This window comes from Fodinicola feengrottensis (assembly GCF_010993775.1).
Classification (GTDB): Bacteria; Actinomycetota; Actinomycetes; order Mycobacteriales; family HKI-0501; genus Fodinicola; species Fodinicola feengrottensis.
In genome coordinates, this window is sequence record NZ_WOTO01000019.1 from 1 (window position 1) to 22,966 (window position 22,966).

At 68.0% G+C, this 22,966-nt stretch carries 26 protein-coding genes and 5 pseudogenes; 8 read left to right on the top strand and 23 right to left on the bottom strand.

What is annotated here, in order from left to right; translation table 11 throughout:
- Positions 1-288: 288 nt before the first annotated feature.
- Together GNX96_RS18585 and GNX96_RS18590 are read left to right on the top strand one after the other, a co-directional pair.
- Positions 289-1,005 (top strand): amidohydrolase family protein, encoded by a 717-nt coding sequence (locus GNX96_RS18585; protein WP_163569065.1) that lies wholly within the window; start codon positions 289-291, stop codon positions 1,003-1,005.
- A complete protein-coding gene (locus GNX96_RS18590; RefSeq protein ID WP_163569154.1) occupies positions 1,006-1,755 on the top strand; it encodes a TetR/AcrR family transcriptional regulator in 750 nt (249 codons plus the stop codon).
- Here the strand turns inward: GNX96_RS18590 and GNX96_RS18595 are convergent.
- From GNX96_RS18595 to ftsY, 3 genes and pseudogenes are all read right to left on the bottom strand, one after another.
- A pseudogene (locus tag GNX96_RS18595) lies at positions 1,670-2,468 on the bottom strand (exodeoxyribonuclease III). The gene GNX96_RS18590 and the pseudogene GNX96_RS18595 sit on opposite strands and share 86 nt — an antisense overlap.
- A gap of 16 nt (positions 2,469-2,484) precedes the next feature.
- On the bottom strand, positions 2,485-3,648 hold the full coding sequence (locus GNX96_RS18600; RefSeq protein ID WP_279580763.1) for an aminoglycoside phosphotransferase family protein: 1,164 nt from the start codon (positions 3,646-3,648) through the stop codon (positions 2,485-2,487).
- Positions 3,645-4,841, bottom strand: a complete 1,197-nt coding sequence (gene ftsY / locus GNX96_RS18605) for a signal recognition particle-docking protein FtsY (RefSeq protein ID WP_163569066.1) — start codon at positions 4,839-4,841, stop codon at positions 3,645-3,647. The genes GNX96_RS18600 and ftsY overlap by 4 nt, the downstream gene beginning before the upstream one ends.
- A gap of 649 nt (positions 4,842-5,490) precedes the next feature.
- Between ftsY and GNX96_RS52995 the strand changes: the two genes are divergently transcribed.
- The 5 genes from GNX96_RS52995 (at position 5,491) to GNX96_RS18625 (ending at position 7,777) form a co-directional block, all read left to right on the top strand.
- Positions 5,491-5,916, top strand: coding sequence for a hypothetical protein (locus GNX96_RS52995; protein WP_279580764.1), 426 nt, complete (start codon positions 5,491-5,493; stop codon positions 5,914-5,916).
- On the top strand, positions 5,900-6,283 hold the full coding sequence (locus GNX96_RS53000; protein ID WP_279580765.1) for a glycosyltransferase: 384 nt from the start codon (positions 5,900-5,902) through the stop codon (positions 6,281-6,283). The genes GNX96_RS52995 and GNX96_RS53000 overlap by 17 nt, the downstream gene beginning before the upstream one ends.
- Positions 6,284-6,481: 198 nt before the next feature.
- Entirely contained in the window at positions 6,482-7,045 is a 564-nt protein-coding gene (locus GNX96_RS18615) for a peptidase inhibitor family I36 protein (protein ID WP_279580766.1), read from the top strand.
- 42 nt (positions 7,046-7,087) lie between these two features.
- Positions 7,088-7,351 carry a hypothetical protein gene (locus GNX96_RS18620; protein WP_163569068.1) on the top strand — a complete coding sequence of 88 codons (264 nt, stop codon included), beginning with the start codon at positions 7,088-7,090 and terminating at the stop codon, positions 7,349-7,351.
- 54 nt (positions 7,352-7,405) lie between these two features.
- Entirely contained in the window at positions 7,406-7,777 is a 372-nt protein-coding gene (locus GNX96_RS18625) for a hypothetical protein (RefSeq protein WP_163569069.1), read from the top strand.
- A gap of 91 nt (positions 7,778-7,868) precedes the next feature.
- Here the strand turns inward: GNX96_RS18625 and GNX96_RS18630 are convergent, their stop codons facing one another.
- The 20 genes and pseudogenes from GNX96_RS18630 to GNX96_RS64025 form a co-directional block, all read right to left on the bottom strand.
- The gene (locus GNX96_RS18630) at positions 7,869-8,123 is read right to left on the bottom strand and encodes a Smr/MutS family protein (protein WP_163569070.1); all 255 of its coding nucleotides are present in this window, start codon (positions 8,121-8,123) and stop codon (positions 7,869-7,871) included.
- Positions 8,124-8,893: pseudogene (locus tag GNX96_RS67260) on the bottom strand (chromosome segregation protein SMC); the annotation flags it as partial. It lies immediately after the preceding gene.
- Between the two features lie 596 nt (positions 8,894-9,489).
- Positions 9,490-9,726, bottom strand: coding sequence for a hypothetical protein (locus GNX96_RS67265; RefSeq protein WP_452124484.1), 237 nt, complete (start codon positions 9,724-9,726; stop codon positions 9,490-9,492).
- Between the two features lie 5 nt (positions 9,727-9,731).
- Positions 9,732-11,699 carry a chromosome segregation SMC family protein gene (locus tag GNX96_RS67270; RefSeq protein WP_452124485.1) on the bottom strand — a complete coding sequence of 656 codons (1,968 nt, stop codon included), beginning with the start codon at positions 11,697-11,699 and terminating at the stop codon, positions 9,732-9,734.
- Between the two features lie 149 nt (positions 11,700-11,848).
- Positions 11,849-12,052 (bottom strand): hypothetical protein, encoded by a 204-nt coding sequence (locus GNX96_RS18640; protein ID WP_163569156.1) that lies wholly within the window; start codon positions 12,050-12,052, stop codon positions 11,849-11,851.
- A gap of 186 nt (positions 12,053-12,238) precedes the next feature.
- Positions 12,239-12,529, bottom strand: coding sequence for an acylphosphatase (locus tag GNX96_RS18645; protein WP_163569071.1), 291 nt, complete (start codon positions 12,527-12,529; stop codon positions 12,239-12,241).
- 26 nt (positions 12,530-12,555) lie between these two features.
- Positions 12,556-13,041, bottom strand: coding sequence for an SRPBCC family protein (locus GNX96_RS18650; RefSeq protein WP_163569072.1), 486 nt, complete (start codon positions 13,039-13,041; stop codon positions 12,556-12,558).
- A pseudogene (locus tag GNX96_RS18655) lies at positions 13,004-14,055 on the bottom strand (bile acid:sodium symporter family protein). The gene GNX96_RS18650 and the pseudogene GNX96_RS18655 overlap by 38 nt, the downstream one beginning before the upstream one ends.
- Positions 14,049-14,923, bottom strand: a pseudogene (gene mutM / locus GNX96_RS18660) (bifunctional DNA-formamidopyrimidine glycosylase/DNA-(apurinic or apyrimidinic site) lyase). The pseudogenes GNX96_RS18655 and mutM overlap by 7 nt, the downstream one beginning before the upstream one ends.
- A 164-nt stretch (positions 14,924-15,087) precedes the next feature.
- Complete coding sequence (gene rnc, locus GNX96_RS18665; protein ID WP_163569073.1) at positions 15,088-15,897, bottom strand: ribonuclease III; 810 nt, start codon at positions 15,895-15,897, stop codon at positions 15,088-15,090.
- An 18-nt stretch (positions 15,898-15,915) separates the two neighbouring features.
- The gene (gene rpmF / locus GNX96_RS18670; RefSeq protein WP_163569074.1) at positions 15,916-16,089 is read right to left on the bottom strand and encodes a 50S ribosomal protein L32; all 174 of its coding nucleotides are present in this window, start codon (positions 16,087-16,089) and stop codon (positions 15,916-15,918) included.
- A gap of 4 nt (positions 16,090-16,093) precedes the next feature.
- A complete protein-coding gene (locus tag GNX96_RS18675; protein ID WP_279580767.1) occupies positions 16,094-16,675 on the bottom strand; it encodes a YceD family protein in 582 nt (193 codons plus the stop codon).
- A 177-nt stretch (positions 16,676-16,852) separates the two neighbouring features.
- Positions 16,853-17,482 (bottom strand): ATP synthase subunit B family protein, encoded by a 630-nt coding sequence (locus tag GNX96_RS18680; RefSeq protein ID WP_279580768.1) that lies wholly within the window; start codon positions 17,480-17,482, stop codon positions 16,853-16,855.
- Positions 17,483-17,506: 24 nt separating this feature from the next.
- Complete coding sequence (coaD, locus tag GNX96_RS18685) at positions 17,507-18,013, bottom strand: pantetheine-phosphate adenylyltransferase (protein ID WP_163569076.1); 507 nt, start codon at positions 18,011-18,013, stop codon at positions 17,507-17,509.
- A 20-nt stretch (positions 18,014-18,033) separates the two neighbouring features.
- Complete coding sequence (rsmD, locus tag GNX96_RS18690) at positions 18,034-18,597, bottom strand: 16S rRNA (guanine(966)-N(2))-methyltransferase RsmD (protein WP_163569077.1); 564 nt, start codon at positions 18,595-18,597, stop codon at positions 18,034-18,036.
- A 36-nt stretch (positions 18,598-18,633) separates the two neighbouring features.
- Positions 18,634-20,154, bottom strand: a complete 1,521-nt coding sequence (locus GNX96_RS18695; RefSeq protein ID WP_313885699.1) for an ATP-dependent DNA helicase RecG — start codon at positions 20,152-20,154, stop codon at positions 18,634-18,636.
- Between the two features lie 91 nt (positions 20,155-20,245).
- Entirely contained in the window at positions 20,246-20,887 is a 642-nt protein-coding gene (locus tag GNX96_RS61205; RefSeq protein WP_313885700.1) for an ATP-dependent DNA helicase RecG, read from the bottom strand.
- A gap of 25 nt (positions 20,888-20,912) precedes the next feature.
- Positions 20,913-21,446 carry a hypothetical protein gene (locus GNX96_RS53005; RefSeq protein ID WP_279580769.1) on the bottom strand — a complete coding sequence of 178 codons (534 nt, stop codon included), beginning with the start codon at positions 21,444-21,446 and terminating at the stop codon, positions 20,913-20,915.
- Positions 21,359-22,351 (bottom strand): DAK2 domain-containing protein, encoded by a 993-nt coding sequence (locus GNX96_RS53010; protein WP_279580770.1) that lies wholly within the window; start codon positions 22,349-22,351, stop codon positions 21,359-21,361. The genes GNX96_RS53005 and GNX96_RS53010 overlap by 88 nt, the downstream gene beginning before the upstream one ends.
- A gap of 10 nt (positions 22,352-22,361) precedes the next feature.
- Positions 22,362-22,613 (bottom strand): annotated as a pseudogene (locus tag GNX96_RS64025) (hypothetical protein); the annotation flags it as partial.
- Between the two features lie 153 nt (positions 22,614-22,766).
- Between GNX96_RS64025 and rpmB the strand changes: the two are divergent.
- A complete protein-coding gene (gene rpmB, locus GNX96_RS18705; protein WP_163569078.1) occupies positions 22,767-22,958 on the top strand; it encodes a 50S ribosomal protein L28 in 192 nt (63 codons plus the stop codon).
- Positions 22,959-22,966 lie beyond the last annotated feature (8 nt).

Below are 22,966 nucleotides of genomic sequence, written 5' to 3' on the forward strand. Positions count from 1 at the left end.
GAACTCACGAACAGCATACTTACGACACGTAACAGCGGCTTGTACGGATGTTATAGGGGCTATGAATGGTGTTAGAGGGTGTGATAGTGTCACCACCAGTTGATGGGTTGAACCAAACAGCACGGAAGTTTCGATGATCCGGCCCGCGCTGAGTCATCCTCATTCATTGAACGCACGAACAGCAGACTATACGACCGTACAGCGGCTTGTACGGATGTATAGCTATGAATGTGTTAAGGTGGTGGTCGACCACCAGTTGATGGTTGACCAACATCATGGAGGTTCGACATGCGGACCATCGCGCTCGAAGAGCACTACGTCACGCCGGAATACATGGCCAGCGAGGGCCGCTGGCTGGAGCCATACCAGCAGGTGGTCAGGCCATTGCTGGACCTCGGAGCGGGCCGGATCGCGGCGATGGACGCCGGCGGTGTCGACCTCGCCGTGCTGTCCCTGACGCGCCCCGGCGTCGCAGCAGCTCGCCTCCGAAGAGGCCATCACGCTATCTACCTGCACCCGACTCCGCCACCGACGGCCGTCACGGAGGCCATTTACGGCGGCTTCTCCGCCGATATCTCGTTCTCGCTGTCCACCACGGGCTGGGGATGGCATATCGACACCGCATTGCACGTCTTGCGGTTGATCGTCAGCGGAGTTTTCGACCGGTATCCGACTCTTCAGGTCATCGTTGGCCACATGGGCGAGACACTGCCCTTCATGTTGCCGCGTTTCGACGTGGCTTTCGCGCAGCGAATGAGCCGCCTGGAGCTGCCGGTCAGCGGTTATCTGCGCAGGAATATCAGCTACACGTTCTCCGGTTTCAACGAGCGGCCGACTTTTGACATCCTGCTGGCCCAAATGGGCGTCGACCGCATCATGTTCTCCACCGACTACCCGTACGGGTCAATGGCCACCGCCACCGAATTCCTCGCCGGTTTGCCACTGGACGAGGCCAGCCGGGAAAGCATCGCCTTTGGCAACGCCGAAAAGCTCATGAAACTGTGACTGGGCAACCGATCGGCCGCAGAGAGCGAAAGAAGGCGCAAACCCGCGACGCGATCCAACAACACGCGCTGCGGCTTTTTCACCGAGCGCGGGTACGACGCGACCACGCTCGCCGAGATCGCGGAGGCCGCCGACGTGTCGGAGACGACCCTCCTGCGATATTTCCCCACCAAACAGAGCTTGGTTCTGTGGGACGACTTCGGCACTGGCATCGCCGCGGTTTTCCGGGCGCAGCCCACCGATCTACGTCCGGTGAGCGCCTTGCGGGCCACCTTCCACCAGGTGTTCGGCGCGGCGATCACGCAGACCCAGCGAGCGGACGTACGAGCCCGGGTCGCATTGCTGCTTTCGGCGCCACCGCTGCGATCCCTGCTGCTGGACGAACTGCACGGACCGGCCCAACTGATGCGCGAGCTGATCGCCGAACGCACCGGGGCCGAACCGGACGATCTGCCGACCCGTACGCTCGGCGCTGTCATCGGTCGGCGTCTCGCTGTCCGCGCTCTTCGCCGCCGAACGAGATCCGTCCGCCGACATCCTTACTCTCCTGGACGACGCGATGGGCGAGCTCGAGCGTCTCGTCTGAAAGACTTTTCTATCGCTGCAAAGCCCACCGAAACGCTGCACCGTCGCCGACGGGACGCCAGGCCTGCACCCAGCCTGATTAGAGATCCAGGTCGACCACGACTGGCGCGTGGTCGGACGGCGATTTTCCTTTGCGGGCCTCACGGTCGACGTACGCGTCGGTGACCGCGGTCGCGAAGGGTTTGTTGCCCAGCACCAAATCGATCCGCATGCCGCGGTTCTTCGGGAACGCCAGCTGCCGGTAGTCCCAGTAGCTGAACGGCTGGTCGTACTTCAGCGGCCGTGGCAGCACGTCCCTGCAAACCGGTGCCCTGCAACGCCGCCAGCGCTTCCCGCTCGGGAGCGGTCACGTGCGTCATGCCCTCGTACGCCGACGGGTCCCACAGGTCGGCGTCGGTCGGCGCGATGTTGAAGTCACCCAGCACCGCGTACGGCCGCTCCCCCGCGGCGTCCTGGACCGAAGCCGCGCGCAGGGCGTCCAGCCACTTCAGTTTGTAGAAATAGTGCGGATGTTCGACCTCGCGGCCATTGGGGACATACACCGACCACACCCGGACCGGCCCACAGGTGGCGGCGATCGCGCGCGGCTCCCTGACCTCGATCATCGAGTCCTCGGCCTGAAAACCCGGCTGATCCGGCAGATCTCTGACGACGTCCTCGAAGCCGACCTTGGACAGGATCGCGACGCCGTTCCACCGTCCGGTGCCGTGCGCCTGCGCCTCGTACCCGAGCTCGCGGATCTCCTCGTATGGGAAGGCATCCGTCGAGCATTTCAGCTCCTGCAGGCAAAGCACGTCTGGCTCGGCCGTGCCCAGCCAGGCCAGCACCTGCGGCAGCCGGACCACGACCGAGTTCACATTCCAGGTAGCGACACGCATGCCCAGATGCTAACCGTCAGGAGCGCAGGGCGTGTTCCCAGTGGGCGCGCTCGGCGTCCAGGATGCGCAGATCGCGCATCGGGCGCCGGAGGTGGCCGCGTTGGACGATGCGTACGAACGCGGGCTCGCCGGCGGCGGCCATCCGGCGGATGCCTTCGACGTGGTCGACGATGCGGCGGCGGATGACGCGTACGAGCCGCTCGCGGTCGCGGGGGGTCAGGCCGTACGCGTCGGCGAACAGGCGCAGCCGGCGGGCTCGGTCGGGCTGTTTCCAGCCGAGGGTGGACGAGTCGCGGTCGGAGAACAGCGGGACCCAGGTCCACGCCGAATACGCCACGTCGTAGATGCGCGCGCCGGGGCTCGCGAGGTCGAAGTCGATCATCGCGAGGGTGCCGTCCGGCCGCCAGACCACGTTGTGCGGAGCCGCGTCGTGATGGCAGATGACCTCGGTGTCCGGCGGCGGCGGCCCGAAAGACCGCCAGGTCGCGCCGGCCGGCGGCACGAACCCGCGCTGCGCGTCGTGGTAGAGCCGCAGCATGGTGGCCACCGTCGTGAGCGCCTCGTCGGTGGTCCAGTGCTCGGCCAGCGGGTAGTCGCCACACTCGCCGTCCACGAAGGACAGCACTTCGCGGGACTTCTCGTCGATGCCGAGCGCGCGCGGAGCTCCCGTGTAGCCAACGGACTCCAGGTGCCGCAGCAGCGCGTGCACGGCCGGCGTCCAAGGACCGGTGGTCCGGCGGACCGTGTCGCCAACCTTGACCACCGTCGACACGTTCCCGCCATGCAGCGGGATCTCGTCGTCGTCACGCTGCTGCGACGGCGGCTGCCCGTACAAGTTGTGCGGCGGCGTCACCTGCTGAGCAATCGAGGTGTGCGGGTGTTGGTACGGCTGCGGCTGTCCGTACGGCTGTCCCTGTCCCTGCGGTTGCGGCTGTCCGTACGGCTGCCCTTGCGGTTGCGGCTGCCCGACCGGCGGGCCCTGCTGCGGCTGGCCAGGCGCCGCTGGATAGGGCGGCGGCGGTTGCTGCGGATACGGCGGCTGGCCGCCCGATCCCGGTGGACCGGGCTGACCGGGCTGACCAGGTTGTCCGGGTTGTCCGGGTGGCGGATACCCCGGCCAGTTGCCGGGCTGCCCACCAGGTCCGGGCTGTCCAGGCTGTCCAGGCGGCGGCTGGCTCACGCGGTTTCTCCCAGCAGCGCGTCGACGAACTGTTCGGCGTCGAAGGGCGCCAGGTCGTCCGGACCCTCACCGAGGCCCACCAGTTTGACCGGAATGCCCAGCTCGCGCTGGACCGCGATCACGATGCCACCCTTGGCCGTACCGTCCAGCTTGGTCAACACCAGCCCAGTCACGTCCACCACCTCGGTGAACACCCGCGCCTGGGCGAGGCCGTTCTGGCCGGTGGTGGCGTCCAGCACGAGCAGCGTCTCGTCCACTTCGCCATGCCGGGAAATCACCCGCTTGACCTTGCCGAGCTCGTCCATCAGACCGGTTTTGTTCTGCAGCCGGCCGGCGGTGTCGATCAGGACGGTGTCGACCTTGTCCTGGATGCCGCGTTTGACGGTGTCGAACGCCACCGCGGCGGGGTCACCGCCCTCGGGTCCACGGACCACCTCAGCGCCGACTCTGGATGCCCAGGTGGTCAGCTGGTCGGCGGCGGCGGCCCGGAACGTGTCGGCCGCCCCGAGCAGCACCGTACGGCCGTCCGCGACCAGCACCCGGGCGAGCTTTCCGCAGGTAGTGGTCTTGCCGGTGCCGTTGACGCCGACCATGAGCACGATCGCCGGACGGTCGTCGTGTGGCGTGGTGTGCAGCGTACGGTCGGTGTCCTTGCCGATCGCGGCCACCAGCTCCTCGGCCAGCAAGGCACGCAGCTCACCGACCTCGCGAGTGCCCAGCACCCGGGTCCGCTCGCGCAGCCGTTCGACGATCTCGCCGGTCGGCTTCACCCCCACGTCGGCGGTGAGCAGCGACTCCTCGATCGCTTCCCAGGCATCGTCGTCGAGATGCTCGCGGGAGAGCAGGGTGAGCAGGCCGCGGCCCAGCGTGGACTGCGAACGCGCCAGCCGGGCGCGCAGCCGTACCAACCGGCCGGCGGTCGGCTCCGGCACCTCCACGGCAGGGGGTGTCGGCAGCACCTGGGCCGGCGGCTTGGTCTCGACGACTCCAGGGCGAGGCGCGTCGGTCGTGACCGTGCCTGCTGGAACGCTGTCCGCTGGAACGCTGCCTTCTGACGCGCTGTCCGCTCCGCTGTCCAGTTGCCGGCGTTCGGCGCGGCGGCGCAACGCCGGCACGGCGTACGCGGCACCGCCGACAACGGCGGCCAGCACGATGATCGCGGCCACGACAATCGTGATGAGCACCGGGTCCATGGCGGCAATCCTCCCAGATTCCCACCACCACCCTCGTCACCGGCTCACAGAAACCGTCCAAAAACTCGACTTGGTGCGTTCCGGCAGCCCTCTACCGCAGCCCTTGGTGATGCCTGTCTAGTGGTCTGTCTGTGATGTGGGATGGTGGACTAGCACCGGACGGGATGCCGATCCACCCACATCCAGCCGAGTCAACGGCGTGACGCCGGCCTCCCATATGCTGCTATTTAAGACACCGCTACGTATCCTACGAACGTGCGCATTCTCTTCGCTTCCCAACCGTCGTATTCCCACCTCGTGCCGCTGGTGATCCCGGCCGCGCTGGCGGCCGTCCGAGCTGGCCACGACGTACGCGTCGCGTCCGGTCCGGTGGTGACCACCGAGATCACCAGCCGTGGCCTCGAGGCGACCGTCCTTCCGCATTCCATTCCGATGGGTCAGCTGATGGCCGATCCCCAGGTCCGGAAGAAGGTCGGCTTCGCGGCGGCCGGCTCCCGGCCCGGGAAAGCGACCACCGACCTGCCTCCCAGCATGTTCGCCGACTTTCGTCGGCGCCCTCGGCGGGCCTTTCGCCCAGGATCTGCTGAAAGTCATCGACGACTGGAAACCGGACCTCATCGTCCGCGAATCCACCGAGTTCGGCAGCTATTTGGCGGCCGAGCGCCGCGGCATCGCGCAGGCGGCGATCGACATCACGCCGATGGCGCCGTACGCGGACCCCGCGGTCCTTCAGGAAATCAACGAACAGCGTGTCGCGTTGGGCCTGGACCCCGTCGACGACCCGTGGCATCCGATGCGGAACTTCCGCGCCGGAGTGGTGCCAGAAGCCTTCTACCGGCCGGAAACTCGGCTCCCGCATGCCCATTACTACCGGCCGCCGGTGCCGTCGGACGACCGGCCGTTGGACCCGGCCATCGCCCACCTGCCCAGCGACCGGCCGCTCGTATTGGCCAGCCTCGGCTCGAACATCACCCATTTCGTTGGCGACGACGGACCGTCCATTTTAGACACCATCGTGGCAGCACTGGCCAAGCTGCCGGTCACGCGCGGTGCTGGCGTTGGGCACTGGCCGTGACCCGGCGCAGTGGCAGGGTGCGCGCGCCGACAACGTGCACTTGACCTCGTTCGTCCAGCAGAACCTGATGTTGCCGGCCTGCGACGCCTTCATCACGCACGCCGGTTTCAGCGGTACGCGGGAAGCGCTGGCCGCCGGCGTACCCATGGTCACCTTGCCGATGTTCGCCGAACAGCCGGAAAACGCGGTCCGGATCGCCGAAATCGGCGCTGGCACCGGCTTCCGACTGGAAGACGTCACCGCGGATTCGTTGCGTACGGCCGTAGAACAGGTCCTCACCGACCCCACCTACCGCTCCCACGCCCGCGGCCTGCAGCGCCAGATGCTTGCCCTGCCGCCGTTGGAAGGCTTCCTCACCGACCTGTAACTCCCGCCGACGCTAGTGATTGTGGCCTAGCGAACATCTGCGCTACTGATGACAGCTGTCACTAGACGTGCCCATTCGACTGTTTTAATGTAACGAAAGTTCGTTGGCGCCCCGACTTTCTCGGCATTCTTTCGCTGCCTCGTCAACGACTCACTGTCAAAAAGCTGACGGTCGAATACTGCTGTTGGAAGGGAAGAAATGAGTTCATTGCGAAGACTTCTGGTAGTGCTCGTCGCACTTGCCGGGGTCATCGCCGGTGCGCAGGCGCCGGTAAGCGCATCGGTGAAACCCGCCATGCCCGCCAGTGTCGACACGCAGCTCCAAATGCTCAGACAGTCCGATACGACAGTGAAATTCCGTCGCGCCACCGCCGCCGACCACCAGATTCCCGGCGCCCGGGTTGCCTTGCGCCCAGCGGGATCGGCGACACCGGCGGACAACTGTTCCGGCCTTTATCTCTGCCTTTACGCCGACGCCAATGCCGGCGGCCTGGAGATCATTATTCCCCAGGGCGTGAGCATCCCCTATCTGGGAAACGCCTGCGTTGGTGGGATCTGCTACCAGTTCAACGACCGCATGACGTCCTGGGAGAATGTGAGCTCCTGGACTTACTGCTGGTATTACGACGCGAACTACACCGGGCAGCAGAGGTTCATGGAGTACTACGGATTCAACGTACGGAACGTCGCCCCCCCCAACGACAATGACCAGGCCTCGTCGGTGCTGGCACTCGCGCCGAGCGAACAGCGAGTGACGTGCTGACTTTGGTCAAGAAAATCCCCAGAGCGAGAGGATAGCCACCCCATGACAAAGCGTTCCCTGAAAGGTGTCGTTGTCGGCGCGATGGCAGCGGCGGCCATTCTCGGCGCCGCCGCACCAGCGGCCGCGGCAACGCACGAGCCCGCCAGTCCACAGACTTTCAAGTACGTGCAGTCTTTCTTCTCATATACCTCCTGCGAATCGTACGGATACAACCACTACAACGGATACAACAACACGTGGTTCTGCACGAATGCGAGCAGCCCGGACACCTTGCCGTGGTCGCTTTTCCACGAAGACACAGCCTGACTACCACCTGGAAAGGTGATCGCATCATGAGGGAAACTCGCGGCGGCCATCGCGATGATCGCGCTCGCGGTCGGGCTCGTACTGGCCGGTCCCGGCGCTGTCAGCGCTCACCCGCTGGGCTACACCAAGTGGTGGACGGGGGTCTCCACCGTCCACATCGCCGGCATCAAGTATGACCTGACCTTCACTTTGTGGCAGAACAACGACAACGGCTATTTCCACGCCGAGGCGAACGGCTATCCGGCCGGCTACGTCGGGCTTTACAACAACTCCGGCAAGCTCATTGTCGGGGCCTCGAAAGCCGTCGCATGGGCCGACATCAACACCAACGAGGCCGGCGGCACGCTGCAGGCCTGCGGCCAGGCCACCCTGCCCGCGGACAACGGCCAGGCGGGAAATCCGACCTGCAGCGGAATCGTCGTCTGAGGCCGCTGATTTCACTTTGACTGTCGTACAAAGTCCCGCACTCGACGTCGAGTGCGGGACTTTGTACGGGACTGGATTCGATAAACCGCGCCTATTTCCAGCGGAAGTGGACGAAGACTCGACCGAAGTTGTCGGAGTCCTTTTCGATCCGGTGGTAGAGGGCCTTGACTTCCTTTTGTTGCAGGAAACGCAGCACTCGCTTCTTCAGTTGGCCGGACCCCTTGCCGGGAATGATCTCGACCAGGGGTGCCTTCTTCGTGACGGCCTCAGCCATGATGTCCTGCAGCGCTTTCTCGATCTGGTCACCTTTGTTGTAAATATCGTGCAGATCGAGTTTTAGTTTCATCTATGCCGGCTCGGGTTCGCGGATCCGCTGGCTGATCACCTGGGTGATGCCGTCGCCGCGCATGGACACGCCATACAGTGCGTCGGCGATCTCCATCGTACGTTTCTGGTGGGTGATGATCAGCAGCTGCGAGGTGTTGCGCAGTTGCTCGACAAGAACGAGCAGGCGGCCCAGGTTGGTGTCATCCAGGGCGGCCTCGACCTCGTCCAGCACGTAGAAAGGCGACGGGCGGGCCCGGAAAATGGCCACCAGCAAGGCAACCGCGCGGCGGTCAGCGACCGCTCGCCGCCGGACAGCAGCGACAGCCGCTTGACCTTCTTACCGGGCGGGCGCGCCTCGACCTCGATGCCGGTCAGCAGCATGTCGTCGGGGTCGGTCAGAATCAACCGGCCATCGCCGCCGGGGAACAAAGTGCGGAAAACAATCTCGAATTCCGCGGCCACGTCGTTGTAGGCCTCGGTGAAGACTTCCAGGATCCGCTCGTCCACGTCTTTAATGACGGTCTGCAGGTCCTTACGCGTCTTCTTCAGGTCTTCCAGCTGCGTCGACAGGAATGTGTGCCGCTCCTCCAGTGCCGCGAACTCCTCCAACGCCAGCGGGTTCACCTTGCCCAACAGCGCCAGGTCCCGCTCGGCGCGGGCCGCCCGCTTCTCCTGGACAGCCCGATCGTACGGCTTCGGGCCAGGCGCCTCCTTGCCGTCGGTCTCGGCCTTGGCGACCTCGGCCAGCGACGGCGGCACCAGCTGCTCCGGGCCGTATTCGGTGATCAGCGTCTCGATCTCGATGCCGTGGTCCTCGGCCGCCTTGGTTTCCAGCGCGTCGATCCGCATGCGCTGCTCAGCGCGGGCCATCTCGTCCTTATGGACGGCGTCGGTGAGCCGGTCCAGCTCGCTGGACAGCTCGCGCGTACGAGCCCGCAGGCTCACCAGCTCAGCGTCCACCGCGGCCCGCCGCTCACTGGCCGCATCCCGCTCGGCGGAGGCGATCTCCAGCGACATGGCGACCTTGGTGGCCGCCTCCCGGCCGGCGATCCCGACGGTCTTGGCGATGGCGGCGCCGCGGATGCGGGCCGCACGGGCCCGCTGCGCCCGCTCCCGGGTGGCCCGCTCGGCGGCGGCCGCCCGCTCCAACGACTCGGCCCGGCCGTGCAACGCACGGACGCGCTCCTCGGCCGTACGCACCGCGAGCCGCGCCTCCATCTCGCGCTGCCGGGACACCACCACCTCGGCGTTCAGGTCGTCCCGCTCATCGCTGGACGGCTCGTCGTCGACGGGCGTGTCCTCGGCCATGAACAGCCGCTCCTCCAGCGCGGTGAGGGCCTCCAGGTCCTGGTCGCGGGCCTCTTCGGCCTTGCGCCGGGCCGCGGTCAACCGCTCCGCCTCGCCGGTCGCGGACCGGGCCGCCGCGCCCAGCTGGGCGAGCTGCTCGGTCGGTCCGCGTTCATCCGGGCGTCCGACTCGTGCAACCCCTGCAGAGCCGTCTCCACCTGCGCTTTTGTCGCCGTCGCGGCACCAGTTGCGGCCTCCAGCTCGGCGGACAGGCGGCTGACCTGGTCGCCGTACTCACGGCGGTGCTGCTCGGCCTCGTCCACCGCCGCCTGCACCTCGATCAGGCTGGGCGCCGAAGCCGATCCGCCGGCGGCCCAGTCCGCGCCGAGCTGGTCACCTTCGGCGGTGACGGCTCGTACGGCCGGGTGATAAGCGACCAGAGCGCGCGCTGCAGGCAGATCCGGTACGAGCGCGACCCGGTCCAGCGAACGCGCAGAGCCTGTCGGAGGTGTTCGGGGGCTTGCACGGCATCGACGGCCCAACGGGCGCCGGCCGGCAGCGGCGGCCAGCTGTTCCGATCCACCGGCGCACCGGCTCCGCCAATCAGGATCCCGGCCTGACCGGAATCCTCCGCACGCAACAGCTTCAGGGCGGTGATCGCGTCGTCGGCGGTGGCCGCGGCCACCGCGTCCGCGATCGGCCCGAGGGCGGCCGCGATCGCCACCTCGGCGCCGGTGTCCACGGTCAGCAACGCGGCGATGCTGCCCAGCAGGCCCGGGGCGCGGTCGCCGGCGGCGAGCAGCGCGGCGGCGCCGTCCTTGCGACGCAGGCCCAGCGCGAGCGCCTCTTCGCGGGCCTTCCACTCGCTGGCCGATTTTTCGGCTGCCCGCAACGCATCGCGCAGCTCGTTGACGCGCGCCTTCGCGGTCTGGTGCTCTTCGGTGGCGGCCTCGTGCCGCTCGTCCAGGCCCAGCTCGCCCTCGTTCAGCCCGATCTGGGACTGCAGCGTGTCGAACTCGCCCTGCGCCTGCTGCGCCCGCTCGACCGCCTGCGCGATGGTGGCCGACAGCCGCTCGATCTCGTCGGCCTTGGCGGACGTACGGCTGCGGGCCGCGTTCACCTGGCCGGTCAGTTTGGCCAGGCCCTCCCGCCGGTCTGCGACCGATCGTACGGCCGCGACCAGCGCTTTCTCGGCCTCGGACAGCCGCCGTTCGATGTCCTTGCGGTAGTCGAGGGCGTCTTCCAACCGCTCGCCCTCAGTCTCCTGCAGGGCGGTGAGCTCGGCCTCCTGCTCCCGTACGGCGGCGGCTTCGCGGTCCAGCGCCTCCGGATCACGGCCGGAGGCGATCTCCTCGGCCTCGCCGGCCAGGAACCGGACCCGCTCCTCGGCCAGCTGCGCGGTGCCCCGGAACCGCTCAGCCAGCGCTGACAGCCGATACCAGGTCTCCTGCGCGCGGGACAGCGCCGGCGCCACGTCGGCGACCGCGATGTCCAGCTCGGCTTCGCGCTCGCGCCGCTGTGCCAACTCCCGCTCGACGATCCCGCGGCGGTCCCGGATGGCGGCCTCGTCGGCCACCTCTTTTTCCAGTGTTCCGCGCAAAGTCAGGAAATCGTCGGCCAACAGCCGGAGCCGGGAGTCGCGCAGATCCGCCTGCACGGTGGCGGCCCGGCGGGCCACCTCGGCCTGTTTCCCCAGCGGCTTGAGCTGGCGGCGCAGCTCCGCGGTGAGGTCGGTGAGCCGGTTGAGGTTGGCCCCCATCGCCTCCAGCTTGCGGACCGCTTTTTCCTTGCGTTTGCGGTGTTTCAGTACGCCGGCGGCCTCCTCGATGAAGCCGCGCCGGTCCTCGGGTTTGGCCTGCAACACCGAGTCGAGCTTGCCCTGGCCGATGATGACGTGCATTTCCCGGCCAATGCCGGAGTCGGACAGCAGCTCCTGGACGTCCAACAGACGGCACTTGGTGCCGTTGATCTCGTACTCACTCTCGCCGGACCGGAACATCCGACGGGTGATCGAGACCTCGGTGTAGTCGATCGGCAGCGCGCTGTCGGTGTTGTCGATCGTCAGGGTGACCTCGGCCCGCCCGAGCGGCGCCCGGCCGGCGGTGCCGGCGAAGATCACGTCCTCCATCTTGCCGCCGCGCAACGACTTGGCGCCCTGCTCCCCCATCACCCAGGCGAGCGCGTCCACCACGTTCGACTTGCCGGAGCCGTTAGGCCCCACCACGGCGTTGATGCCGGGCTCGAAACGCAGGTGCGTCGCCGACGCGAAGGACTTGAATCCCTTCAGGGTAAGGCTTTTGAGGTGCACAAACTCTCCGGACGTAGCAGTCGACTCAACAGCTCTGCCCGGCCGCGATCAGGCCGGGTGAACTTCCTTTTGGAGGCCGACGCCGAGTGAGTGGAGGTGCACCGGCGGGGAAAGGGCCTGTCGCGCAGGCTACCTGGAAGGACGAGAAATCAGGTGAGCGCGGGCTCTTCGAGTATCGAAAGTCGGATCTGATCGTCAGCTGCGGACACCGCCGCGTGAAGCCGGTCATTGTCGGCACGCAGCCGAGCGACCTCGAACTCCATCGCGCGTACCCGAGCGCGCAGCCGATGTACCTCATCGGCCAAGCGCCGATCGGGCGCCGTACCGATGTGGCCGAGCAGGGCCTTCGCCATCATGACTCCTTGTTGCAGCGCCAGCTGGTTGCGGGCGCAGACTTTTTGACCTTGGCAGTTATCTGTACTCCAAGGCGGTCACTCCAGTGTCCGCCGGGCGGCACGACCGGTCAAGTTCATCCCCCCACTGCCCGGTCACACCCCGCGCGACCAGCACAAACTCCCCAAATTCCAGGATTGGGCCGATCAGCGCTCCCTGAATCCTACCGCCAACCCACGAGCGGGCGACCAGCGCTCCACGACAGCCTCGACCTGGCCGGGCGTACGACCACCGCCGAGCACCTCGAGCAGTCGCTCACAGTCCGCTTTGGGCCCTTCCGCGACCACTTCCACACGGCCGTCGTCGAGGTTCGACGCCCACCCGCGCAACCCGAGCTCGAGTGCTCGAGCCCGTGTCCACCAACGAAAACCGACGCCCTGGACGTAGCCGCGCACCCACGCGGTCAGCCGTACAACGTCGTCCGCGGACTCCGCCACCTGCCTCGCTCCTCTTCAGAAACTTCTCATGCGTGACTCGCATTACTCTCGACGATCACCTTGAGGCGCTCCAGCGTGCGGCGGATGTTCTGGTTGTTCTCGGCCGTCCGGTCCCGCACCCCGGTGGCCGCGATGCTGGCGATCCGCAACCAGCCGGGCCGCTGGTCCCAGGTGCTCTCGGTGACGCGCGCACCGCCGTCGGCAGCGGCTATCTCGTACTCCCAGCGCGCCACCCGGGTGCCGACGGTGACCACCTCGAAGGCGAACCGGGCGCCCGGCTCGGCCGCGACGACCTCACTAATCGTCGTCCACCGCCGGTTGCCGTGCCGGTTGTTGCCACGAAACCGGACCCCGACGGCCGGGCCGGTGCCGCCGACCCACTCGCACCGGACGCATTCGACCGCGTATTCAGGCGTACGGGTGACATCGCTGACCAACGCGTAGACCTCGTCAGGCGTGGCGGCGACGGTGATCTCAGCGCTCGCGGTCGGCTCGCTGGTACGTGTCGGCATCGGTCCCCACCTCGGGTTCGCTGGCAGCCCCGGCCGGCCGCCCCGCCTTCGCAGCGTACCGGCGCGCGAGCCACGCGCAGGCCATCAGCTGGATTTGGTGGAAAAGCATCAACGGCAACACGACCAACCCGACCCCGTGCGCCGCGAACAGGATATTGGCCATCGGCAGCCCGGTGGCGAGGCTTTTCTTGGAGCCGCAGAAAACAATGGTGATCTGGTCCGGGCGGGAGAATTTCAGCGCCCGCGCCGACAGGCTGGTGACAGTCAGCACCACGGCGAGCAGCACGACATCCACCAGCAACAGCGCGAAAAGCTGCCAGCCGGACAGCCGAGCCCAAATCCCGGCCGCCACCCCGGCACTGAAAGCGGTGTAGACGACGAGCAGGATCGAGCCTCGATCGACCAGACTCAGCACCTTGTGATGGCGCTGCACCCAGTCGGCGATCCACCGCCGGGCCACCTGACCGAGCAGGAAAGGCGCCAGCAACTGGAGCGCGATGTCCTGAATGGACGATGCGTTGATGCCACCGCTCGCGGCCAGGAAGGTGCCCACCAGCAGCGGGCTGATCACCACACCGGCCAGATTGGACAGTGACGCGCTGCAGATCGCGGCAGCCACGTTTCCGCCCGCTATCGAGGTAAACGCGATCGATGACTGCACAGTGGACGGCAACACACACAAAAACAGGACGCCGGCATAAAGCTGCGGAGTAAGCACGCTCGGGACGAGCACCCGGGCGGCGAGTCCCAACACCGGAAACAGGACGAACGTCGACGCCATCACCACCGCGTGCAGCCGCCAGTGCTTGATGCCCTCCCATGCCGCCTGAGTGACAGTCTCGCGCCGTACAGGAAGAACAACAGTCCAATCACGACAGTGGTGGCACGGCTGGCAATCGCCGTCCCGATCCCGCTGGCCGGCAGCAACGCGGCCAGCCCGACGGTGGCCAGAATGGCCAGGATGAACGGATCCACCGGCAGCCGGCGAACCAGGTCCGGTAGGGATTTCACCAGTGCGCCCGGCGGGGCCGCGGCTGGCAATGCGGGCAGCTGTAGCTCGATCTGTTCATGAAAGGATCGCGCCGGATCGGCGTATCGCAGCGCGGACACGGCAGGCCCTCCTGCCCGTACGCGTTCAGGGAGCGGTCGAAATATCCGCTGCTCCCGTTGACGTCCACGTAAAGGCTGTCGAAACTGGTGCCGCCCTGTTTCAACGCTTCGGCCATCACGTCGCGGATATGTCCCAGCAACTGACCGATCGCCGGCTTGGTCAGGGTTTCGGTCGGCCGGGCGTAATGCAGTTTCGCCCGCCACAGCGACTCGTCCGCGTAATGTTGCCGACGCCGGAAATCAGGGACTGGTCCAGCAAAGCGCGTTTGATGCCGGTCGTACGCGCCCGTACGGCGGCCGCGAACGCCGTTTCGGAGAAGACCTCTTCCAGCGGATCGGGGGCGATGTGCTGCAGCGTCTCCGGCACTTCCGAAGACAGCGCCAGCTCGTACGGGACGAGGGCGTCGACGAACATACCGCCAAAAGTCCGCTGGTCCACGAACCGCAACTGCCGGCCGCCGTCGGTGAAATCCCACCGGATCCGCAGGTGCTTCTCGTCTTCGGAGTCCGCCGCCTGGACGAGCAACTGCCCGCTCATCCCCAGGTGCGCGACGACCACGTCACCGGAATCCAGCGGAAGCCACAAATACTTCCCGCGCCGCTGCGCCGACAGCACCGTCCGCCCGACGATCCGCTCGGCGAACCCGACCGCGCCACCGGCCTCGCGCCGGATCGCCCGCGGATGCAGCACCTCGACGGCGGCCACCGTCCGACCGGCCACCCACTGCTGCAGCCCAGCTCTTACGGTCTCGACTTCCGGCAACTCGGGCACCGCGAAACTGTATCCGCCCCGCTACCGCGGCAGCTCGCGCGTACCAGCCGCTGTGGCCAATCTCGCTACCCACGTCCGCAACGACTCCAGCCTTTACCGCATCGACGCGATGCGTGCGGAAAACGCACGCATCGCGTCGATGCGGTAAAAGAGTGAAGCGAGTGTCAGCGGACGTGATGGGCGGCGCCGTCGGCGAGGGCTGGTACGGACGCGGCGTCGGGCTGCCGGGAGCGCAACAGCCGCCAGGCGGCCTCGGCGGCCTCCTGCTCGGCTTCCTTCTTGCTGTGCCCGCTGCCGGAGCCGACTTCCTCGCCGTGCACCACGGCGACCGCGGAGAAGGTCTTGTCGTGGTCCGGACCGGTCGCGGTGACCTTGTACTCAGGGACGCCGAGCGAGTCGTTCGCGGTCAGCTCCTGCAGGCTGGTCTTCCAGTCCAGGCCGGCGCCACGCTCGGCGGCGTCCGAGATGACCTGCCCGAACAGCTTGAGGACGACCATCGTCGCGGTGTCCATGTCATATTGCTCGTACACCGCGCCCAGGACCGCTTCCAGGGTGTCCGCGAGGATGCTGGACTTGTCCCGACCACCGGTGGCCTCCTCGCCTTTGCCGAGGTAGACGTGCGCACCCAGGCCGCCCGGCCCGAGCTTGCGGGCCACCGCGGCCAGGGCGCGCATGTTCACCACCGAGGCGCGCAGCTTGGCCAACTGGCCTTCCGGCAGCTCCGGGTAGTCCCGGTAAAGACGCGTGGTGACGACGACGCCGAGCACCGAGTCGCCGAGGAACTCCAGCCGCTCGTTGGTCGGCAGACCGCCGTTCTCGTACGCGTACGAGCGATGCGTCAACGCCCGCATCAGCAGTTCGTCGCCGATCGGTACGCCGATGGCGGCGGCCAGCAGGTCCGCGGACGGCCGCTCGCCCTTCTTCTGACCGCCGCTGCGAGTAACGCCGATGTCCTGTCCGTTGGCTACGGGCATAAGGTCCGGGGCCGCCGGTCAGACCGCGATGACCTGGCGGCCGTTGTACTGACCGCAGACGCTGCACGCCGTGTGCGGGAGCTTGGGCGAGTGGCACTGCGGGCACGGCTGTGTCGCCACCGCCGTGGTCTTCCACTGCGAGCGACGCGAACGGGTGTTGCTGCGCGACATCTTGCGCTTCGGGACGGCCACGGTCTTAGTTCTCCTTCAAGCGGTCCGGGCGCTGGTCGCCCGTGGAATCAGCGACCGCCGTCGGCGGCGGTCCGGTTGGTGCGTCCGGGCTGGTCAACGCCTGCAGCGCGGCCCAACGCGGGTCAGCCAGGTCATGGCTGTGGTCATCCGGCAGATCATCCCAGCGGCCACCGCAGTCCGGGCACAGGCCCGCGCAGTCGGGCTGGCACAACGGGTTGGGCGGCAGGGCCAGCACGATCGCCGTGCGGACCACTTCCTCCAGGTCGATCGTGTCGTCCTTCAGCCGGGGAAGCTCCTCTTCGTCGGTGGTCTCGGCGGTCGTACTGTCCGGGAAGACGAAGAGCTCCTGCACGTCGACCACCACCTCGGTGTCGATCGCCTCCAGGCAGCGGCCGCACTCGCCAGCCAGCGGCGCGGTCACAGTGCCGGACGCGTACACGCCCTCACTCACCACTTCCAGCCGCAGATCCAGGTCAAGCAGGGCACCTTCGGGAACCGCGATCATGTCCAGCCCGAGACCCGCCGGAGCGGGCACGTCCACCTGGAAAAGCCGCATTTCGCCGGGATGCCGATCGAATTGGCGCACGCCAACAACGAACGGCGACCGGTGATCAACGCCGGCGCGGCTCTGAGTCTGACCAGTTCTGTTCTCGGGCATAGCGGTTTCTTGGCGACTTCTCCGATTGGCAACGCACGTGACGGTCTGAATGCAAACCGAAGAACGAGGCTACCCCAACGGCTCCCGAGCGTCGAAACCGGCTCCTCAGAAGGGCAGCGGCCCGGCCTCGTCATCCGCTTCGTACGGGCCGATCTCGGACAGCGCCTTCAGCTTGTCCCGGCTGCGCTCGACGAAGGCGAGGTTGCGCTGCAGGGTCTGCTCGAAGTTGGCCAGCGCGGTGTCGATGAGCTGGTCGGTCTCCTCGCGGCGCCGGTGGGCCGAGGCCTTGGCCTCGGTCCGGATCCGGTTCGCCTCGTGCTGCGCGGCCACCGTCACCTCGGCGGTGGACACCAGTCGGGCGTGCTCGCCGTGCGCCTCCCCGATGATCCGGTCGGCCTCGCGCTGACCAGCGGCGATGAGCTTGTCGCGCTCCTCCAGCAGGGCCTGCGCGCGGCGGATCTCGGTCGGCAGCTCGACCCGTAGCTCGTCCAGCAGGCCCAGCATCTCGCCACGGTTGACGATGCAGTTGGACGACATCGGCACCCCACGGGCGTGCTCCACCATCGCGGTCAGCTCGTCGATCCGGTCCAGCGAGTCCTCGGTGCTGGCCCGGCGCTCCGGTATCGGCATCGACGGGAGTGCCCCGGTGGGTAGGTCAGAGCCGTCTAGGCCGTCCACGGGTTGGTCTCCTGCCTGGAAGAACTGGTGTCTGCCGGTCTGGTCGATGTCGCTCATTGGTTCCGTTTCCCCCTGCGCCGGTCAGGCCGGCGCACCGCCCGACTCGGAGCCGGACCGGCCGAACTGCTCGACCAGCCGCTTGCGGACGGCGTCCGGCACGTGCTCCGAGACATCACCGCCCCAGCGTGCCACGTCCTTGACCAGACTGGAGGACAAGAAAGAGTGCAGCGGGTTGGTGGGCATGAAGAGGGTCTCCACCCCGGCGAGGCCGTGGTTCATCTGAGCCATCTGCAGCTCGTAGTCGAAGTCGCTGACCGCCCGCAACCCCTTGATCACCACCGGGATGTCGTTGGTCCGGCAGTAGTCGACCAGCAGCCCCCGGAACGAGTCGATCACGACATTGCCGTACGACGACGTCACCTCGCGCAGCAGCTCGATGCGCTCCTCGACCGGGAACAGCCCCTGCTTGTTCTGGTTGATCAGCACGGCCACCACGACCTGGTCATACAGCCGACAGGCGCGGCCGATGATGTCCAGGTGTCCGTTGGTGACCGGATCGAAGGAACCGGGGCACACCGCACGCCGCACCGCGAGACCTCCCGTTGCGCTCAGGCTGGGACGGCCTGACCGTACCAAAGCGCGCATTCGCCGTACGTGCGCCGACGGATGGCGCCCAGTGGTTCCGGCCACACCCACTCCGGATCCCGGGACGACCGCTCCACCACCACGACCGCCGCCGGGGCGAGCCAGCCGTTGTCATGCAGGTCCGTGATCACCTTGCCGAGATCGTCGGCCGGCAGCGCGTACGGCGGGTCGGCGAAGACGCAGTCGTACGCGTGCGGGGCCGGGGTCGCCGCCAGCCGCTCGACCGCCAGCGCCTCGACGGCGATGCCGGTGAGCCCGAGCTCGCTGATGTTGGCCCGCAGGATCGCGAGCGCCGGCCTCGCGCTCTCGACCAGCGTGACCTCCGGCGCACCCCGCGAGGCCGCTTCCAGCCCGATCGCGCCGGACCCCGCGTACAGGTCCAGGACCCGGGCCGACTCCAGGTCGACCAACGAGTCCAGCGAGGAGAACAGGGCCTCCCTCGTACGATCCGCGGTCGGCCTGGTGTGCCGCCCCGGCGGCACCCGCAGCCGCCGCCCCCCAGCCTTCCCGGCCACGATCCTGGTCACGTCCGCGAGCCTACTGACCTTGGTCCGGCTCGCCGGTCAGCCCTTGGACAGGTAGTCGGCGGAGTCGGGGTCCAGGAAGGCGCGCACGGCGGCGGCCAGGGGCTGGTGGTCAGACAGGCTCGGGTCTGCCTCCACAATCGCGGTGGCCTCGTCTCGGGCCTCCTGGATCAGGTCGTGATCGCGCAGCAGCGACAGCAGTTTGAGCTGCGATCGCCGCCCCGACTGCAGGGCGCCCAGCACGTCGCCCTCGCGACGCTGCTCCAGGTCAATCCTGGCCAGCTTGAAGCCGTCAATGTTTTCAGCGACGCTCTTCAGCCGCTGCCCGGTCGGGGTTTCCGGGGCCGTCCCGGTGACCAGCAGGCAGAGCCCGGGCGCGCCACCGCGGCCGACCCGGCCACGCAGCTGGTGCAGCTGGCTCACGCCGAAGCGGTCCGCGTCGAGCACCACCATGACGGTGGCGTTGGGCACGTCGACGCCGACCTCGATGACGGTGGTGGCGATCAGTACGTCGAGTTTGCCGGCGCCAAACGCGGTCATCACCGCCTCCTTCTCGTCGGCGGACATCCGGCCGTGCAGGATCGCGCAGCGCAGCCCGGCGAGCGGGCCCTCCATCAGCATCGGCGCGACATCCAGCACGGCCAGCAGCTCACGCTTCTCGGACTGCTCCTGATCGAGATCGGCGGGGATCTCCAGGTCATCCTCGGGCCCGCCGGTGCCGCCGGTCTCTTCGCCGATCCGGGGGCAGACGATGTAAGCCTGGCGGCCGGCGGCGACCTCTTCCCGGACCCGCTTCCAGGTCCGGTCCATCCAGCGCTGGTCACCGGCCGGCACGACGTGTGTGGTGATGCCGGCGCGGCCGGCCGGCAGCTCAGCCAGGGCCGACACCTCGAGGTCGCCGTAGACGGTGATCGCCACGGTCCGAGGGATCGGGGTCGCGGTCATCACGAGCACGTGCGGGGGCAGCTTGGACTTGGCGCGCAGGGCGTCCCGCTGCTCGACGCCGAAGCGGTGCTGCTCGTCGACGACCACCAGCCCGAGGTCGGCGAACTGGACGGCGTCGGTCAGCAGCGCGTGCGTCCCCACCACGATGCCGGCCTCGCCGCTGAAGACTTCCAGCTCGGCATTTCGCCGGGCCGCGGCCGTCATAGAGCTCTTCCCGGTCACCAACGTGATGCGGGTGGCGTGCTCGACGGCGCCCAGCTCACCGGCCATCGCGAACGGTCCGAGCAGCTTGCGCAGCGAGCGGGCATGCTGGCTCGCCAACACTTCGGTCGGTGCCAGCAGGGCGGCCTGCCCGCCCGAGTCGACCACCTGCAACATCGCCCGGAGCGCGCACACGGTCTTGCCGGAGCCCACCTCGCCCTGCAGCAGCCGGTGCATCGGATATGAGTCGGTGAGCTCACGCGACACCACCTCGCCGATCTCCCGCTGGCCCCCGGTCAGGGTGAACGGCAGCCGCGCGTCGAACGCGTCCAGCAATCCACCTCGTACGCCCGGGCGTGGCGCCGTCGGGTGCGCTCGCGCCTCATGCCGGCGCTGGGCCAGCGTGATCTGCAAGGCCAGCGCCTCGTCGAAGGCCAGCCGCGCTTTTTCGCCCTCTGCAGCAGGCCACGGCTGGAGGGCCGGTGGATCTCCCGCAGCGCGGTGTTCAGGTCGAGCAGGCCGCGGCGCGGCGCCGCAGCAGCGCCACCGACAGCGGGTCCAGCGGCGGCTCCATGGTCGCCAGCGTCACCTGCACACATCGCGCGATCGCCCAGGTCTGCACCTTCGCGGTGGCTGGATAGACCGGGATGAGCTCGCCGGCGAACACCTCCACGGCCTCCTTGGCGGCCGCCTCGGGATTGTCCGCGAAATCCGGGTCGAGCAACTCCAGCGGATCCAACGCGTTGAACTCGGCGTTGGTGATCTGCAGGTTGTTGTTGAAACGGGTCACCTTGCCGGCGAACAGCGCCCACGTGCCGACCTGGAGCTGCCTCATCCGCTGCTTCTGGTTGAAGAAGGTCAGCTTGAGCTTGCTCCGGCCGTCCCCCACGGTGACCTCGGCGATCTGCAGCCGGGAGTTCCCCTTCGCCCGCGAGGTGAACGTCTGCCGCTCGTTCATCGCCTGCACCTGCGCCAGCACGGTGACCTCTTCCCCCACCTCCAGGGAACCCAGATCGGTGTGCTCGCCACGCTCGGCATAGCGCCGGGGGAAGTGGTGCATCAGGTCGCTGACCGTGTGCATGTCCAGCCGATCGGCAAGCTTCTTAGCCGTGCTGTTCCCCAGCACGGTCCGCAGCGGCGTCTCCATCGAATGCATAACGGCTAAGAGTTTGTCATTCCACCCCGACAAGAACGGGCCGGGAGGGCTGCCCGCCGTCGATCACCTGGACTTCGGCCAGCGGCCAGCGGGCTCGTACGTGCTCCTCAACCAACGCACCCAGACCCTCGGTCGCGTCCGCGCCGGTGACCACGGTGACCAGCTCGCCCCCGGCGCCCAGCAGCCGGTCCACCAGATCGGTCAGCGCGCCTGCCAGGGCCGCGGCGGCCGGGCCGTCGGTGACCGCGATGACCTCGCCCTCCACCAGCGCCACCACATCCCCGGCGCGGGCCCGGCCGGCGACCGTCAGGGACTCCTTCGCGGCCACCACCAGCTCGGCCCAGCGGGTCGCGCCGGCCGTCTCGGCCATCGCGATAACGGTGTCGTCGAACCGCCTGACCGGGTCGTAGACAGCGGCCGCAGCCAGCGCCTGGACGGGCGAGGCGACTGGTACGACCGCGATCAGCCGGCCATCGGAGCGTGCGCTCGCGGCCGCCGCCTCGACCGGCGCGTAACCGGCCTCTCGGCGGTGTTCTTGCCGCTCAAGCACACCACGATGACCTCCCAGGCGCCGGTGGCATCGACTGCGGCTCGTACGTCGTCGCTGGTCAGCGGCCTGCTCTCGGGCACTTGCAGGACGGTCGCGCCAGCCTCGGTGAGCACGTCCGCGAGGCCCGGGCCGGGCATGATCAACAGTGCCGCGCGGCCAGGTGGCGGCTCGGGCTGGTGGACGTGCCCGGCGTGCGGTGCGTGGTCGAGCTGGTCGGCGAACCGGGTGACCGAGATCCGGTGCGGCCGACCGGCTTCCACGCCTGCCTCGATCGCGGCACCCACGTCGTCCACGTGGACATGGACGTTCCACGTCCCGCGCTCGGCATCGGCCCGTACGACGGCCAGCGAGTCACCCAGCGCCGCCAACTGTCGCCTCAGCACCTCGACCGCCGGCGCGTCGGTGTCCAGCAGGTATTGGACCTCGTACGCAGGTGCGACCGGCCGGCCGGCCGGCGCCGGCTCGTCCTCGGGCTCGGGCTCCTCGGCCAAGATCGAGCCGCCGGCCGCGACCACGCTCAACGCCTCCAGGAGCACCACCAATCCCCTGCCGCCAGCGTCGACCACGCCGGCGAGCGCCGCGAGCTGGTCGGGCGTACGAGCGAGGGCTTCGGCGGCTCCACGCGCGGCGGCCTCGCAGACCTCGACCAGATCGGTGGTGGTCTTTATGGCCGCTTCGGCAGCCGCGCGCGCCACCGACAAGATCGTCCCGTCCAGCGGTTCTTCGACCGCCGCGAAGCAGGCGTCCGCGGCCGTACCGAAAGCCGCCGCCAACTCCACCGGCGTGGCCACCGTGTGACCGGCGAGCGCGTCGGCCAGCCCACGCAGAAACTCGGCGACGATCACCCCGGAGTTGCCCGCGCGCCCCCAGCAACGCACCGCGGGCGGCCGCCCGGAGAACCTCACCGACTCGGTCCGACTCCCCCGCGTCGGCCAACGACCGGCACGCCGACCGCATCGTGAGCACCAGGTTCGTACCGGTGTCCGCGTCCGGCACCGGGAACACGTTCAGCCCGTTGATCTCGTCTCGGTGCCGCCGCAGCTTGGCCAGCCCCGCCGCACACCACCGGCGCGCGTGGGCCGCGTCGAACACGCCATCGGCGGCTGCGGGAGACGGGCTGGTCAACACGGTGTCAGAGCCTATCCGCGAGCCTCGCTCATGCCTCATCCCCTCGCGATCCCCCTCGCGCGTGGAGGCTGGGGGCGACCCGGTTTGGCCATCGCTCGTACGGCCGGTTAGGCTTGACCGGTTGCCTGCGGCGAGTTGTGACGCGGGCCTTCTTATCGTCTGAGCTCGAACCTAATGTTCTGGAGTTGCAAAGTGGCTAGCGTGTGCGACGTTTGTGGCAAGGGGCCGGGCTTCGGCATGTCGGTCTCGCACTCCCACCGTCGGACCCACCGGCGCTGGAACCCGAACATCCAGTCGGTGCGGACCCCCGCTGGCGGCGGCACCACCAAGAAGCTGAATGTCTGCTCTTCGTGCCTGAAGGCCGGCAAGGTCTCCCGCGGCTAACACTCCGG